The following is a 14,814-nucleotide window of genomic DNA, read 5'->3' as shown; positions in this document are numbered from 1 at the left end:
ACAAAATTATTGTGTTTTGTTATGAATATAAATTTAATTCTTGATTTTTAAACGATAAACAGAGTATGCTTTATTTAATAAAATACTCTTACTATCTTTGAAATCTGATTTACAGTAAATGACTGATACCAAAAAAATATACTTTGCATCCGATCAACATTTTGGAGCACCTACACCCGAAAAAAGTTTCCCGAGAGAACAAAAATTTGTAGCTTGGCTAGATGAAGTAAAAAAAGATGCCGAGGCTATTTTTCTTTTAGGTGACCTTTTTGACTTTTGGTTTGAATATAAAACCGTAGTACCAAAAGGTTTTGTAAGGGTATTAGGTAAGCTTGCTGAATTGAGAGATTCGGGCATTCCTATCTATTTTTTTATTGGCAATCATGATTTATGGATGGATGATTATTTTGAAAAAGAACTCAATATACCTGTATATCATCGTCCGCAAGAATTTACTTTTAATAACAAACTTTTCCTTATAGGGCATGGCGACGGTTTAGGACCTGGCGATAAAGGGTATAAACGAATGAAAAAGGTTTTTACCAATCCTTTTTCAAAATGGCTATTTAGGTGGTTGCACCCTGACGTTGGCGTAAGGCTAGGGCAATACCTCTCGGTTAAAAATAAGTTGATTTCTGGCGATGAAGACGTGAAGTTTTTAGGCGAAGAAAACGAATGGCTAGTACTATACAGTAAACGCAAACTAGAAACTAAACACTACGATTATTTTATATTTGGGCATCGTCACTTACCTATGACTATAAATGTAGGCGAAAACTCAAAATACATAAATCTAGGCGACTGGATAGGCTATTTTACCTACGGTGTTTTTGATGGTAAAAATTTTGAGCTAAAAGAATTTAAAAACTAATTACTACTCAGATTATTAATATAATTGTTCAGGTTTAGGTTAAACAAAGCCCCCTCCATAAGATCTTTAATAAGATAAAGTTCTTTTTGGGTAACTGCCAAGTCTACCTCATTAATAGGAGTTTTTAATAACATCTTGTGGCAAGACTGTTTATAAAAACAATCGCTACAGTCATATTGTGTACAAGTAGCGTTTACCAGCATTTTAAACTCATCAAGTTCATGAGGTTCTAAATAAAACCCTGTTTCTTTAAAAATAAGTTGTACCCTACTTGTTAACACCTCATCATCTTTTACCCAGTGAAATGCAACACCAAAGTCATTATGATATATCTGTTCTATTTCTTTCATTACTGATGATTTTAAACAAAAATACAATATTATTTAAAATCATTCTAAATAAAAAATTAATTTTCACTTTTTATATCCCTAAGCCTTAATTGTAAGGTAGTTTCGCCGTTCCAAGTATTCTCATCTACCGAATAAACCGCATCAAAAGCAGCTCCGCTACAAGCTATTTCCATTTTACTCGCCAAACCAAAACCTATCGCTGCAAAACCTTCTGAATTTTCTTGTTGCACAAAGAGTTTTAAATGAGTACCATCGCCTATAGGCTTACCAAAACCAGTATCTTTTATACCTTGAGTTAAAAATATAGGCGACATATTACCTGGACCAAAAGGCTCAAACTGCTTTAGTATCCTGTTAAACTTAGGCGTTATTTGCTCAAAATTCAGCTCCATATCTATTTTTATTTCAGGAACACGCATATCAGGATGTATAGTAGCCGTTACTACTTCTTCAAATTTTTGTTTGAATGCTTCATAGTTTTCTTCTTGCAGCGTAAGTCCTGCAGCATACTTGTGTCCGCCAAACTGTTCTATATGTTCGGCACAAGCTTCGAGGGCATTATAGACATCGAACCCTGAAACAGAGCGTGCCGAAGCTGCCAGTTTATCGCCACTTTTAGTAAACACTAGCGTAGGGCGGTAATGGGTTTCTATAAGTCGTGATGCCACAATACCTATTACACCTTTGTGCCACTCCTTATTATATACTACCGTAGTATATTTATCTTGCTCGCTGTTGCGCTCTATTTGTAGTAATGCCTCGGCTGTAATTTGTTTATCAAGGTTTTTTCTATCGACATTTAGAGCCTCAATTTGTGCTGCAAACTCAGTTGCTTGCATCATGTTAAATTCTGTAAGTAATGCCACCGCATCGTTACCATGCTTTATACGTCCTGCTGCATTAATGCGTGGTGCTATAGTAAACACCACATCGCTTATGGTAAGTGTAGGCTTTTTTATATTTTGTATTAGTGCTTTTATACCTGCTCTTGGATGGCTATTAATAACCTCTAACCCAAATTTTGCCAGCGTACGGTTCTCGCCTGTTATAGGCACAATATCGGCAGCAATAGCAGTAGCTACCAAGTCGAGATAAGGGATTAAATGGTTAATAGTTTGCCCTCTGTTTACCCCCAAGGCTTGTATCAGCTTAAAGCCTACTCCGCAACCGCACAGTTCGTCATAAGGGTAATTACAATCTTCACGCTTAGGGTCGAGTATCGCAACTGCATTGGGTAGTGTATCGCTAGGGCGGTGATGGTCGCATATAATAAAGTCGATGCCTTTAGTCTTGGCATAGGCTACTTTATCTATTGCTTTTATACCACAATCTAATGCTATTATTAAGATACAGCCGTTATCATCGGCATAGTCGATACCCGCTACAGAAACGCCATAACCTTCTTTATACCTATCAGGAATATAAGTATCTACATTCGGGTAGTACGACCGAAGGTAAGACGATACCAACGATACCGCCGTAGTACCATCTACATCATAATCGCCAAAAACCAAGATGTTTTCGCCGTTAGCAATAGCCGTTTCAATGCGCTGCACGGCTTTATCCATATCCCGCATTAGGTAGGGATCGTGCAAATCACTTAACGACGGACGGAAAAATTGTTTCGCCTCTTCAAATGTTTCAATACCACGTTGTAATAATAGTGTAGCAATGGTATTATCTACATTTAATGCTTTGGTAAGGTGTTGTGTTTTTTGAGTATCGGGGTTTGGTTTTAAAGTCCAGCGCATTTAAAAATTCAAATTTTAGCGAAGATAATCTATCTGTATGACATTCGAAAAACAACAGAAAACCCTTCAATTATTGCTTAATAATTTGAAGTATTGTATTGCTTATTTCGGCATTGAGTTCGCGTTTACTTTTCTCTAATGTATATACCGAAATAGTAGTGTTAAGCTCAGGAACATACATACAATCTGTACCCCAAAAACCACCGTGATAATAAGCATGCATACCGTGGAAATTAATATTTTGAAGCCCCAAACAATATCGTGATTCTTCTTGTGGTAGCACATAAGTATGCATTTGCTCTAACAGCTTTTTGTCTTTTACAATCTTACCTTCAAACAACAACTGAAAGAACATTGCCAAATCTTTAGTTGTTGCAGTCAACCCACCACCACCATATAAATCGAAAGATGGATGTAAATCAGCGACTTTTAGCCCATATTTACTATAATATTGATGCACTAAAGGCAAAACATTTTTTGGGTATTTTTCTAAGCTGTAAAACCATGTAGCATTAAGCTGGTGTTTTTTAAATTCGAGCAGTTCTCTAATGGCAGTATAAAAAGGCTTCTTGGTTTTATGCTCTATAATTTCTGTAAGTAATAAATAATTAGTATCTGCATAGCTATAAGTTTTACCTGCTTCGGCTAAAGGGTTTGCGTTTTCAACAGCAAATTGTATTTGTTCATCTCTCGTCCAATGATAATCCTGATGCTCAAATATAAATGCAAAATAGGCATCATTTACATAATCGGCAATTCCTGAGGTATGCGAAAGCAAATGCTTTATTGTAATTTGGTTAACCTTATAACCGTCAGCTATAAGAAGCTCTTTTGTTTTAGGATTAATTAAATCGGCTATTGGCTGATTTAATTGCAACTTACCATTCTCAATGAGTTTAACGATAGCAACCGCAACATACGTTTTGGTATTACTAGCAATAATAGCGGGTTGGTTCTTATTTATAGCTTCTTGAGTTTCTTTATTGGCATACCCCACAGCCGATGTCCAAGAAATATTTTTATCGGGTGCTTCAACATGAATCATAATCCCAACAGCATCCTTATTGGCAGTATAAACCGAATCTAACACCTGTTGAAATTTCATTTCTACCGATTGGGCTTTAACTCCTACTGAAAGGGTTAAAAATAAAGTAATCAGGAAAATTTGGGATATTTTTTTCATAGAATAGGTTTTGGTTTAAAGTTTAGTACGCTATTTACTAACTATAAAACTATATAAGTTTTCAATAACTTCTTCTAATTGTTGATTTTCTTTAATCAAATCAGAATAGTTATAATTACCATTGACAAAAAAGTCACACAACTTGTTCTTATAAAGATTATTTAGTGTTCCGCTAGGAGCTTTAAACTTCTTACAGTCAAAATTTGGTTTCAAAATAGACTCGAAATAATCCCCTAACCCTTTATTATAATAATCAGACCTATTAAGCCCTATGCTTTCGTACCCCTCATGTTGTTTAACCAATTCTGGAATAAAGTCTTTAATTATTTTAACTGGTAGTAAGTTTTCAATTTCTCGATATTCAGTATTTTGGTATTTAAAATTCTTATCTGAAATACCCTGTAAATTTTCCCTTCGTTTATATTTTGCACTCCCTTCTTCTACATTATCATTGTCTGCTAATAAATAAACTTTATTAGACAATGCAAATGCTTTTATTTTTTTCCTAACCTGTGCCTCTGTAACATCTTCATCAAAACTTTTATCAAAAAGGTAATGTTCTATTAAGTTGCCTCCATACTCAAAGAAAGCAAAATCAATATCTTCTTTTAAATAAGGCAACCCTTTGTGTTCACAATACAGTTTAAGCCATTTAGAAATATATTTTCTATCGGTAGGACCTTCTACCCAAATAGAAGTATTTGCCAAAAAAACTGATGATGTATTTACCCCTAATAAATCGAGAATTTCTTTACTTGGCTTAACATTCGTTTTAATATTAAATTTTTCAGAACTTTCTTTTTCAAATTGAAATATAGAGATTTCTTCATGATCAAGAGAAATATCCAAAAAATGATTTGAGTGTGTAGTAAAGAAAAAACGTAAGTTTTTTTTCTTTAAATGTTCATCATTTAAAAGTGTTTCAATGAATATTCTCTGCAATCCGGGATGTAAATGTGTTTCGGGTTCTTCTATAAAAAACCATGTTCCATCTTCTGCTGTATAAATGGGAAACATCAATAAAATTAACTGTTGAACTCCATCTCCTAAATCATAAACCGGAGTCAAATCACCATCAATATTTAATAATATATTGCTACTCTCATCATCTGGAATAATTCTAACATTTTTATTCTCATTAAAATTCTTTTTTATCCATTCGCTAAATGCATCTAGTTCTATTATCCGCGATGATGTGTGCTTCTTTAATACTTCTGTATATAATCTTTGCCCAGTAAATATATTCTTATTAATACCATACTTATTTTCAATAATTTTTTCAAAAACCTGACGCTGAAACCCTTCATCTTCAACTAAAGTCCTATATACTGGTATGTATAGTTTATCCTTTGGTTTAAAATTTGAATTTGTACGAACGTTATCTATAAAAGAGAGAATTTTATCTATAGCATTAATACATACTACAATCCCATTATACTCTGAATCAGATATATCTTCTATATGAGATTGCCTATCTTTATAAACAGCCCTGATTTTACCTAATTGATTTTTGATATCAATTTGCTCATTTACTCTATCATAGGCATATATGTTTTCTTCCCAAAAACTTTGAATATCTTGTCCTGTCCTATCAGTATAGGATACTTTTTTTCCAACAATTATATCTTTTAATAATTCATTATACTCATCTATTAAGGATATTTGATTTTTCGAAATCGTAATTCTATTCGCCTCTTTAAATAGAGCTCTCAAAAACCTACTCTTACCAGAATTATTACTCCCAATTAACAAGTTAATATTTTTAACTCCTTCTAGCCCTCCTCTCAAAGATTCTAAATCTATTATAGGGTTTTCGTTAGAATAATAATGAATTTTAGTTAGAACGTTATTATCATCTATATTAAATTCTTTATTTACCACCCCTAACTCTACAGGAAAAGCTTCTAAGTTTGTGGCATTAAAATTAAAATGTACATACATTAATTTATATTTTATTTTTTACTTAAAAGATTCTTCCTATCGTCAGAATGACAAATTAATTACTTCCCAGACTTCCCTCCCACAACAGCAACAATTTCCCCTTTTGAGGCGTGTGCTTCAAAATGCGCTAGCACCTCTGTAGCTGTACCGCGAATGGTTTCTTCGTGCATTTTGCTCAACTCTCGCGATACTGATACTGGGCGATTTTCGCCAAAGTATTGTACAAACTCACCCAACGTTTTTACCAGCTTGTGCGGCGATACATAAAAAATAATAGTACGGGTTTCTTCGGCAAGGGCAAGAAAACGCGTTTGCCTTCCTTTTTTATCGGGCAAGAAACCCTCAAAAACAAATTTATCATTAGGCAATCCACTATTTACCAATGCAGGCACAAAAGCCGTAGCACCTGGCAGGCATTCTACGTCAATATTATTTTCTACACAGGCACGGGTAAGTAAAAAACCGGGATCTGATATTGCAGGGGTTCCCGCATCAGATATTAGCGCAATAGTTTCGCCCATCTGTAAGCGTTTCACGATATTCTCTACCGTTTTATGCTCGTTGTGCATGTGGTGGCTTTGCATGTGTGTACCTATCTCAAAATGCTTCATGAGTTTACCACTCGTTCGGGTATCTTCGGCGAGTATCAGGTCGGCTTCCTTTAGCACTTTTATAGCTCTAAAGGTCATATCTTCAAGGTTGCCTATAGGCGTAGGAACAATATAAAGTTTACTCATTAATCAAATTTTTTGGCTACCAGTTCCATAAAACGCTCGGCATATTCCTCTTTATCTTTCCAGTTATTATAATCGGGCTTTACAAGATCGTTTATAAAATTATGAGCATCGCTAAGTTTATCAAAAGTATTCAATTGAGACAGTACACGGTTTAGGTCTTCGCCGCTACCCTCAAAAAGATGCTTTTCAAAAGCAATACGGTCGTTAAGCCCTATGTTTATGCTTTTACCAAACGAATCGTTTAGCGAACGTGTCGATGCTGTACTTGCTGTATTTGCTACAGGAACAGGCTCTGACGGTGATGCTGGTACTTCGGGTTCCTCTTTTTTAGGCTCCCAGTTTTGCCACTCTTCATCTACTGCCTTTATTTCTTCGGGAGCAGGTGCATCGTTATCTTTCTTTACAAACTCTGGTTCTATATAATCATGGAAATCCTCAAACGAAATTTCTTTCTGTTTTTCGGTAGTTTCAGTTGCTTCTTTTGGTTCAAAATCAATATCAAACCCAAAAGGCGATTTACCTACAGGTGTTACCTCATCATTGGTCTTATCTTCTTCAATAGCTTGCACTTCCTCTTCAATAGTTTGCGGTTGTGGTTCTGGCTCGCTATCAGTAATAGGTTCTTCTTGCTTTTCTTCTTGTTCTACCGCTGCTTCGGGTTTTGTTTCTGCTACAGGTTCCGCAACCTCTTCTTTAATATCTTCCTCCACTTCTTTTGCTGGCTCAGCCTGTTGCTCATCTAGTTCTTTCGCATCTTCTATTGGCTTAGGCTCTTGTATTACGGGTTCTGTTTCTTCTAAAACAGGAGTGTTATATATGTCTTCCAGCTTTTCTTCTGCCATAGCATACCCAATGGTAGGCTTTACATCGCCAAAGTTATCTTCTACAAATTTAAGCACCGACAATTTCTCATACAGCTTTAGTGTTTCTTGCTGTAATTGGTCAAGTTCTGCCCTGTTTTTTAGTTTTAATATCCTGTGAGCTATACTAATTAATTCGGCTTCTAACTTTTTCTTCATAACTTTTAGAATTAAACGGAGTCGCGCAATAGTTTTTTAATAAATTTGTTTCAGTACAAAGTAACAGAAAACATTTCTGTTTTACTGCCTGAAAAATACAAAATGTTTCTCGAAAATACAGTAAATCATAAAGAGCAATTTGGCTGGATAGAAGTAATATGCGGCTCGATGTTTTCGGGTAAAACCGAAGAACTCATACGACGTTTAAAAAGAGCACAATTTGCTAAGCAAAGAGTCGAAATTTTTAAGCCCACCATAGATATTCGTTACCACGATGAGATGGTAATATCGCACGATGCCAACGAGATACGCTCTACTCCCATACCTGCTGCTGCCAATATTCGCATACTGGCACAGGGCTGCGATGTTATAGGTATAGACGAAGCTCAGTTTTTTGACGATGAGATTGTAGCTGTATGTAATGACCTTGCCAATAGTGGTATTCGTGTTGTTGTAGCAGGGTTAGACATGGACTTTAAAGGCAATCCCTTTGGTCCTATGCCCGCACTTATGGCTACTGCCGAATATGTGACCAAAGTACATGCTGTATGTACCCGCACAGGTAACTTAGCCAATTATAGCTTTAGGAAAGGAAATAGCGACAACTTAGTGCTTCTAGGCGAAACAGAAGAATATGAACCCCTAAGCCGAGCTGCTTATTATAAAGCCATGCGCGAAGCACAATCAAAACAAAAGGATAATAAGGAACAAAAAGAAGGTAATTAGTGCAATAAAACATAATGTCCCATAAGCATATCATCTACAAGTATAGCTTCGCCTTGATAGGTAAGCTCCTCATTAATATACCATGATAGTTTATATTTTACACTTTTATTTTCGGCATGCTCAATAAACGAAATAATAAGTACCCCCATAAAACACTCATCGTCTATACACCATGTTGAGTTATATTTTCCTAAAAAAGGTGCATTACCCAGCTCTATTAGCTCACAACTTTCTGAAGAAACTGTGAAACGCTTATTATTAGTAAACTCGCCTAACAGCTTATTGCTTGCTACTCTTTTTAGGTAAAAAGAACCTATAATATCGCACATAATTTCATATTTAACTCTTTGATACAAAAGTAGCTATTTACACGAAAAGCATTTAATGTTTCGATTATATTTTTAAATGAAGTGATTATCCTTAATTTTACATTTACTACTAAAACTTAAACTTTGAGTCTAAAAATACAAGATATTACTACCGCTATAGCAGCATACTTTGAGAGTGTACAACCACAAGCGCATATAGACAACGTTTCTATAGACAGTAGATCGTTGCAAAACAATGCTAGCACTCTCTTTTTTGCATTACCAGGGCAAAACCGCGATGGGCATTATTATATTCCAGAACTTCTTAATAAAGGAGTAGTCAATTTTGTTGTTACCCATATTCCCGAAACAGTATCAGGAAAAGCTAATTTTATTATTGTAAATAACACTTTACAAGCATTACAAGATTTTGCAGCATACTACAGGCAGCAATTTCAGTTTCCTGTAATAGGCATAACAGGTAGTAATGGCAAAACTATTGTAAAAGAGTGGCTAAATTACCTATTAAGCCCCGATTATAATGTAATTAGAAGCCCTAAGAGCTACAACTCGCAAGTAGGTGTACCCCTATCTATTATTGGTATCAATAAAAAACATAATCTCGGTATTTTCGAAGCTGGCATATCGTTACCCAATGAAATGCAAAAGCTACAACATATTATATGTCCTGATATAGGAATACTCACTAATATAGGAACAGCACACGACGAAAGCTTTACTAGCCAAAAAGAAAAAACACTCGAAAAACTAAAGCTATTTAGCAAGGTAAAGCTATTAGTACTACAGAAGAATGAAGCTATAGAAAAACTGCTCCCAGCTACTACAAAAACCTTTACTTGGAGTTTTAACAATACAGGAAATGTACTTGTAAACAAGCTGGAAAAAGCTAGCGCAACTTGCTTAGAGGTAATTTACCAAGACACTATTTTCTCGGTAGAAATTCCTTTTACCGATGATTATGCGATAGAAAACGCAATTAACTGTCTAATGGTTATGCTGCATTTGGGCTATAGCCACGAAATAATTACACAACGTCTTGCAGGACTTTATCCCGTAGAACTTCGCCTACAGGTAAAAGATGGTATTAACGGCTGCACGATTATAGATGACAGCTATAGCGCCGACTACCAATCCTTAAAAATAGCGCTCGATTTCTTAGAACAGCAAAAAACACATAAAAAGAAAACCATTATCCTTTCGGATATTTTCCAGAGTGGGTTTACTAAAAAAGAGTTGTATAAAAAAGTAAAAGAACTACTAAGAACCCATAAAATAGGTAGGGTTATTGGCATAGGCGAAACGATAACTAAAAAACTTGCCGACTTCCCTAATTTCTTTGCTTATAAAACTACGCAGGAGTTTTTGGCGCAATACAACAGTAATGCTTTTGAAGATGAAACTATACTTGTAAAAGGTGCACGTAGTTTCCGATTTGAAGAAATTGTGGTTTTGCTTGAAGAAAAAACCCACGAAACAGTACTAGAAATTAATTTGAATGCCATTGTACACAACCTCAACTTTTATCGTGCTAAATTAAAGCCCGAAACTAAAGTTATGGTTATGGTAAAAGCCTTTGGTTATGGTAGTGGTAGTTATGAAATTGCCAAAACACTATCGCACCACAAAGTAGATTATTTAGGCGTAGCCTTTGCCGATGAGGGTATTGCCCTTCGTAATGCAGGAACTATGATTCCTATTGTAGTGATGAACCCAGAAAGTAGTGCTTTTAATGCCATGACAGCCTACAACCTTGAGCCCGAAATATATTCGCTACGCGAACTAAAAGCCTTTATAGACCTTGCCCGTAAAAAAAACCTATGGAACTACCCCATACATTTAAAACTCGATACAGGCATGCATCGTCTTGGTTTTGAAGAGCATCAACTAGCAGAGCTTATAGCACTACTACGCAATAATAACTTTGTTTCGGTAAAAAGCATCTTTTCGCACCTTTCAGCAAGTGATAGTCTACAATTTAAAGACTTCACAACGCAACAAATTGACCTTTTCGAAAAATGGTCTACTCAACTTATAGATGCCTTACAAATAAACCCAATGCGACATATCCTTAACACATCGGGTATATACAACTACCCTAATGCACAATACAATATGGTGCGTCTTGGCATTGGGCTATATGGTGTAGGCAACGATCCTACAGAAATGAAACACCTGCAAAATGTAGGTACGCTAAAAACAGTGATTCTTCAAATAAAAGAAATAGAAGTAGGCGAAAGCGTAGGCTATAGTCGTAAATATATAGCAACCCAAAAAACACGTACTGCCACACTACCCATAGGCTATGCCGATGGTATACCACGCGCTTGGGGTAACGGTAACGGCTATGTAATGATAAACAGCCAAAAAGCATCAATAGTAGGTAATATTTGTATGGATATGCTTATGGTAGATGTTACCAATATTGACTGCAAAGAAGGAGACAGAGTTATAGTCTTTGGTAAAGACCCATCGGTTGTAACAATTGCCAACACCTTAAACACAATTGCTTACGAAATTTTAGCAGGTATTTCTCATCGTGTAAAAAGAATTTTCTACAAAGAATAAATGTTTTTTTTTGTACATTAGTACCCACCAAAAATATTTAACAACAAAATCACAAAAAATTATGAGTTTTATTAAAGATTTTAAATCCTTCTTGCTAAAAGGCGATATTGTAAATTTAGCAACAGCTGTAATACTAGCTGGTGCATTTGGAGCTATCGTAAAATCGTTTACAACAGACATTTTAATGCCTCCTATCGGGATGGCCTTAGGTGGTGTCGATTTTAGCGAATTAAAGTACGTTCTTAAAGATGCACAACCCGAAAGCGTAATTAACGGCGAAACGGTTGCTGCTATAGAAGCTGTAACCATTAACTATGGTAACTTTATACAAATAGTAATTAACTTTATTATCATTGGTTTGTTCATCTTCATGGTACTAAAAGCTTATGAAAGAACCAAGAAAAAAGAAGCCGCTGCTCCTGCTGCACCACCAGCACCAAGCGCAGAAGAGAAATTGCTTACTGATATTCGCGACTTACTAAAAAACAAACAATAAAGACAAAGTGTTCGCTACACTATATATTCTAAACCTTTATTAACTAAACCGCCCATAACAGGGCGGTTTTTCTCTTAGTTATTATTTCACATAAATCGCTGTATTGGACTAAAAATAATACCTCTCCTGTTTTTTGTTATTTTTACTATATCCCGAAAAGACAATCTATTTTCTCCTTACTTTTGCAACACAATTTAATACACTATAATTATGAAAATTGCTGTTGTTGGTGCTACTGGAATGGTAGGCGAAGTAATGCTTAAAGTATTGGCAGAAAGAAATTTCCCTGTAACCGAATTAATACCTGTTGCCTCTGAGAAGTCAGTAGGAAAGGAAATCGAGTTTAAAGGAAAAAAATATAAGGTAGTAAACCTTGCCACCGCCGTAAGCATGAAACCGCAAATAGCACTATTTTCGGCAGGTGGCGATACTTCTAAAGAATGGGCACCCAAGTTTGCCGAAGCAGGCACTACGGTAATAGACAACTCTAGCGCATGGCGCATGGATGCCGACAAAAAGCTGATTATCCCAGAGATTAACGCTGGCGAGCTAACCAAAGACGACAAAATAATAGCCAACCCTAACTGTTCTACCATACAAATGCTGATGGCGTTAGCACCATTGCATAAAAAATATACCATAAAAAGAGTGGTAGTATCTACCTACCAGTCCATTACAGGAACGGGAGTAAAAGCGGTACAACAGTTAGAAAACGAGTACACAAACACCAAAGGCGAAATGGCGTACCCTTACCCTATTCATCGTAATGCGATACCGCAATGCGATGTGTTTGAAGACAATGGCTATACCAAAGAAGAAATGAAACTGGTGCGCGAAACCAAAAAAATATTGCGTGACGATACCGTAAACGTTTCGGCTACGGCAATACGCATACCTGTAGTAGGCGGGCACAGCGAAGCCGTGAACATAGAGTTTGTAAATGATTTTGATGTAAATGACGTACGCCGAATACTACACGAAACTGCTGGCGTAACGGTACAAGATAATACCGACACCAAAACCTACCCAATGCCGATATATGCCGAAGGGAAAGACGATGTTTTTGTAGGGCGCATACGCCGCGACGAAAGCCAACCCAATACACTAAATATGTGGATTGTTGCCGATAACCTGCGTAAAGGAGCTGCTACCAACACCATACAAATTGCGGAGTATTTAAATGCAAACGGACTGGTATAAAAGAATTTAATTTTATATTTATAACCTGCAATGCTTTAAAATGTTGCAGGTTTTTTATTATACATTAGAAATGCTCATTTTATTTCTAATTGGGCTGCTGTTGGTTCTATTTGTTGACTGGCTTCTATTTGGGAAGAGGAAATAGGTGTGTAGTAATTCAAAACCTGAAATATTGTACTTACTAAAAAAGTGAGTATAGCTATAAACCAAACTGTAATTTGAAAAATGTGTTTAACTCTTTCTCTATAGAATTGCCGATGTAAACCACCTGTAGATAGGAGTTCTAATCCTTTATAGCTTATCATATAGTCAGGTGTATAAGGGTTACTATCTTTTCTATAAAGCATCCCTAATTCAGATAAGTGTATAGCGGCTATTCTGAATACCATTCTTTCCTTACCAGCGGGAATATCAGGTTTAGTATAACTCCATTCACCAAAAATTTCATCGTAATACTTAATAAAACTAACACTGCGAGCAATATCATTTTCACTCTTAAACTCTCCTAAATTCTTAGAGAGTTCGGTTAAAATGTCATCTAAATAAACAAGCCTATTGTTAGGGTAACGTTTTAAGTAAAAGTTGTAAATATAAGATTGCATGAAATAACTGATTATTAATAGAATGTAATTTTTTTAAGTTTGTATTTATGAGTTTATATGAATTTTGGTAACTATATACAACTATATACCGAATTTTAGAGGTTAATAAGTTTTAATATTTCTACTAATATTTACTAAAGGATTTACACTATTGACATAGAGTTCCTTTTCTGAAACATCAGTTCTAATACCATTTAAAAAGTCTAACAGGTTATGTATCTGAAGAACTTTTATTTTTTCAGGGATATTGTCCCTACCAATTTCTAAATGTTCAACAACCTTACAATGTATGTATTCTTGAAAATTGTTACCGTTATATGTAACAGGGCGCATGTAAGTCTCTATTTGACCCACTTTAAAGTATTCTGGATTGTAAGCCATAAAAAATATAAATTATGATTGAGTTTGATAGCACTAAATATACAAAAGTTAAATTAGGAAAGGTAAAAATACCTAAAGAAGAAAGAACTAAAGAACAGCACGTCTTTTTAGTTTGTATATCTCGTATACATAAAGAATATAGTTTTGCTATAAAACCTTTCAATACGGAAACACTTAAGGAAAAAGAAGAGCTTGTGTAAGAACTCTTAAAAATTTCACAACATTACTGCAACCCTATTGCATTTAAGTAAATTGTTTGCTTACCTTTGCAGTCATGAAAAGAAAGTTTGCTTTATTTAATTTGGCACTTATGGCTGTTGTGTTACTCACAACCGCCTATCAGTCTTTTCATGCCTTTAGTCACAAGCACAGTGTAGTACACACAGCGCACAGCCACGAACTAAAAAAATCAGCAAAACAGTTTAGCGCTATCGATTTAGAACACGAACATGAAGACGATTGTTCGGTTTGCGATTTCCATTTCGACTTCTTTATTACACCACCACAGTTTTGCCTCCGTTTAGATTTCCCATTTAAACCCATCCCTTACAGCTACAACAGTATAGAAGGTTTTGCTTCTTTCGGCGGTAGCCTGTTTGCGCTTCGCGCACCTCCTGCATTGGTATAATACGTTTAACGCCAACCTTTCTGTAACAGGTAAGG

The 14,814-nt window shown here is 35.5% G+C and carries 16 protein-coding genes; 7 read left to right on the top strand and 9 right to left on the bottom strand.

What is annotated here, in order from left to right:
• The first annotated feature begins 118 nt into the window (after nucleotides 1-118).
• The gene (locus DVK85_RS04960; protein ID WP_114677374.1) at nucleotides 119-871 is read left to right on the top strand and encodes a UDP-2,3-diacylglucosamine diphosphatase; all 753 of its coding nucleotides are present in this window, start codon (nucleotides 119-121) and stop codon (nucleotides 869-871) included.
• Here DVK85_RS04960 and DVK85_RS04955 read toward each other — a convergent pair.
• From DVK85_RS04955 to DVK85_RS04930, 6 genes are all read right to left on the bottom strand, one after another.
• The gene (locus tag DVK85_RS04955; RefSeq protein ID WP_114677373.1) at nucleotides 868-1,221 is read right to left on the bottom strand and encodes a hypothetical protein; all 354 of its coding nucleotides are present in this window, start codon (nucleotides 1,219-1,221) and stop codon (nucleotides 868-870) included. The two genes, DVK85_RS04960 and DVK85_RS04955, sit on opposite strands and share 4 nt — an antisense overlap.
• Nucleotides 1,222-1,277: 56 nt before the next feature.
• The gene (gene recJ, locus DVK85_RS04950) at nucleotides 1,278-2,972 is read right to left on the bottom strand and encodes a single-stranded-DNA-specific exonuclease RecJ (RefSeq protein WP_114677372.1); all 1,695 of its coding nucleotides are present in this window, start codon (nucleotides 2,970-2,972) and stop codon (nucleotides 1,278-1,280) included.
• Between the two features lie 70 nt (nucleotides 2,973-3,042).
• A complete protein-coding gene (locus tag DVK85_RS04945) occupies nucleotides 3,043-4,155 on the bottom strand; it encodes a serine hydrolase domain-containing protein (RefSeq protein ID WP_114677371.1) in 1,113 nt (370 codons plus the stop codon).
• 30 nt (nucleotides 4,156-4,185) lie between these two features.
• Nucleotides 4,186-6,096, bottom strand: coding sequence for an AAA family ATPase (locus tag DVK85_RS04940; protein ID WP_114677370.1), 1,911 nt, complete (start codon nucleotides 6,094-6,096; stop codon nucleotides 4,186-4,188).
• 59 nt (nucleotides 6,097-6,155) lie between these two features.
• Nucleotides 6,156-6,833, bottom strand: coding sequence for a 16S rRNA (cytidine(1402)-2'-O)-methyltransferase (gene rsmI / locus DVK85_RS04935; RefSeq protein ID WP_114677369.1), 678 nt, complete (start codon nucleotides 6,831-6,833; stop codon nucleotides 6,156-6,158).
• Nucleotides 6,833-7,852 carry a hypothetical protein gene (locus DVK85_RS04930; RefSeq protein ID WP_114677368.1) on the bottom strand — a complete coding sequence of 340 codons (1,020 nt, stop codon included), beginning with the start codon at nucleotides 7,850-7,852 and terminating at the stop codon, nucleotides 6,833-6,835. Before DVK85_RS04930 ends, rsmI begins: the two co-directional genes overlap by 1 nt.
• 102 nt (nucleotides 7,853-7,954) lie before the next feature.
• Between DVK85_RS04930 and DVK85_RS04925 the strand changes: the two genes are divergently transcribed.
• A complete protein-coding gene (locus DVK85_RS04925) occupies nucleotides 7,955-8,578 on the top strand; it encodes a thymidine kinase (protein ID WP_114677367.1) in 624 nt (207 codons plus the stop codon).
• On the opposite strand, the gene DVK85_RS04920 is transcribed toward DVK85_RS04925, so the two are convergent.
• On the bottom strand, nucleotides 8,575-8,907 hold the full coding sequence (locus DVK85_RS04920; protein ID WP_114677366.1) for a hypothetical protein: 333 nt from the start codon (nucleotides 8,905-8,907) through the stop codon (nucleotides 8,575-8,577). The two genes, DVK85_RS04925 and DVK85_RS04920, sit on opposite strands and share 4 nt — an antisense overlap.
• 123 nt (nucleotides 8,908-9,030) lie before the next feature.
• Between DVK85_RS04920 and DVK85_RS04915 the strand changes: the two genes are divergently transcribed.
• From DVK85_RS04915 to DVK85_RS04905, 3 genes are all read left to right on the top strand, one after another.
• Nucleotides 9,031-11,472, top strand: coding sequence for a bifunctional UDP-N-acetylmuramoyl-tripeptide:D-alanyl-D-alanine ligase/alanine racemase (locus tag DVK85_RS04915; protein ID WP_114677365.1), 2,442 nt, complete (start codon nucleotides 9,031-9,033; stop codon nucleotides 11,470-11,472).
• A 61-nt stretch (nucleotides 11,473-11,533) separates the two neighbouring features.
• The gene (gene mscL, locus DVK85_RS04910; RefSeq protein ID WP_114677364.1) at nucleotides 11,534-11,968 is read left to right on the top strand and encodes a large-conductance mechanosensitive channel protein MscL; all 435 of its coding nucleotides are present in this window, start codon (nucleotides 11,534-11,536) and stop codon (nucleotides 11,966-11,968) included.
• A 210-nt stretch (nucleotides 11,969-12,178) separates the two neighbouring features.
• A complete protein-coding gene (locus tag DVK85_RS04905; RefSeq protein ID WP_114677363.1) occupies nucleotides 12,179-13,168 on the top strand; it encodes an aspartate-semialdehyde dehydrogenase in 990 nt (329 codons plus the stop codon).
• Between the two features lie 74 nt (nucleotides 13,169-13,242).
• On the opposite strand, the gene DVK85_RS04900 is transcribed toward DVK85_RS04905, so the two are convergent.
• Together DVK85_RS04900 and DVK85_RS04895 are read right to left on the bottom strand one after the other, a co-directional pair.
• Entirely contained in the window at nucleotides 13,243-13,770 is a 528-nt protein-coding gene (locus tag DVK85_RS04900; protein ID WP_114677362.1) for a hypothetical protein, read from the bottom strand.
• A gap of 102 nt (nucleotides 13,771-13,872) precedes the next feature.
• Entirely contained in the window at nucleotides 13,873-14,151 is a 279-nt protein-coding gene (locus DVK85_RS04895; RefSeq protein ID WP_114677361.1) for a hypothetical protein, read from the bottom strand.
• Nucleotides 14,152-14,165: 14 nt separating this feature from the next.
• Here DVK85_RS04895 and DVK85_RS04890 point away from each other — a divergent pair, with 14 nt between their 5' ends.
• Nucleotides 14,166-14,351: a hypothetical protein gene (locus DVK85_RS04890; RefSeq protein ID WP_114677360.1), complete on the top strand. Its 186-nt coding sequence runs from the start codon at nucleotides 14,166-14,168 to the stop codon at nucleotides 14,349-14,351.
• A 74-nt stretch (nucleotides 14,352-14,425) separates the two neighbouring features.
• Complete coding sequence (locus DVK85_RS04885) at nucleotides 14,426-14,779, top strand: hypothetical protein (protein WP_114677359.1); 354 nt, start codon at nucleotides 14,426-14,428, stop codon at nucleotides 14,777-14,779.
• Nucleotides 14,780-14,814: the final 35 nt, after the last annotated feature.

This window comes from Flavobacterium arcticum (assembly GCF_003344925.1).
GTDB classification, from domain to species: domain Bacteria; phylum Bacteroidota; class Bacteroidia; order Flavobacteriales; family Flavobacteriaceae; genus Flavobacterium; species Flavobacterium arcticum.
The sequence above is the reverse complement of the archived record's forward strand: the minus strand, read 5'-3'. Positions and strand labels throughout refer to the sequence as shown.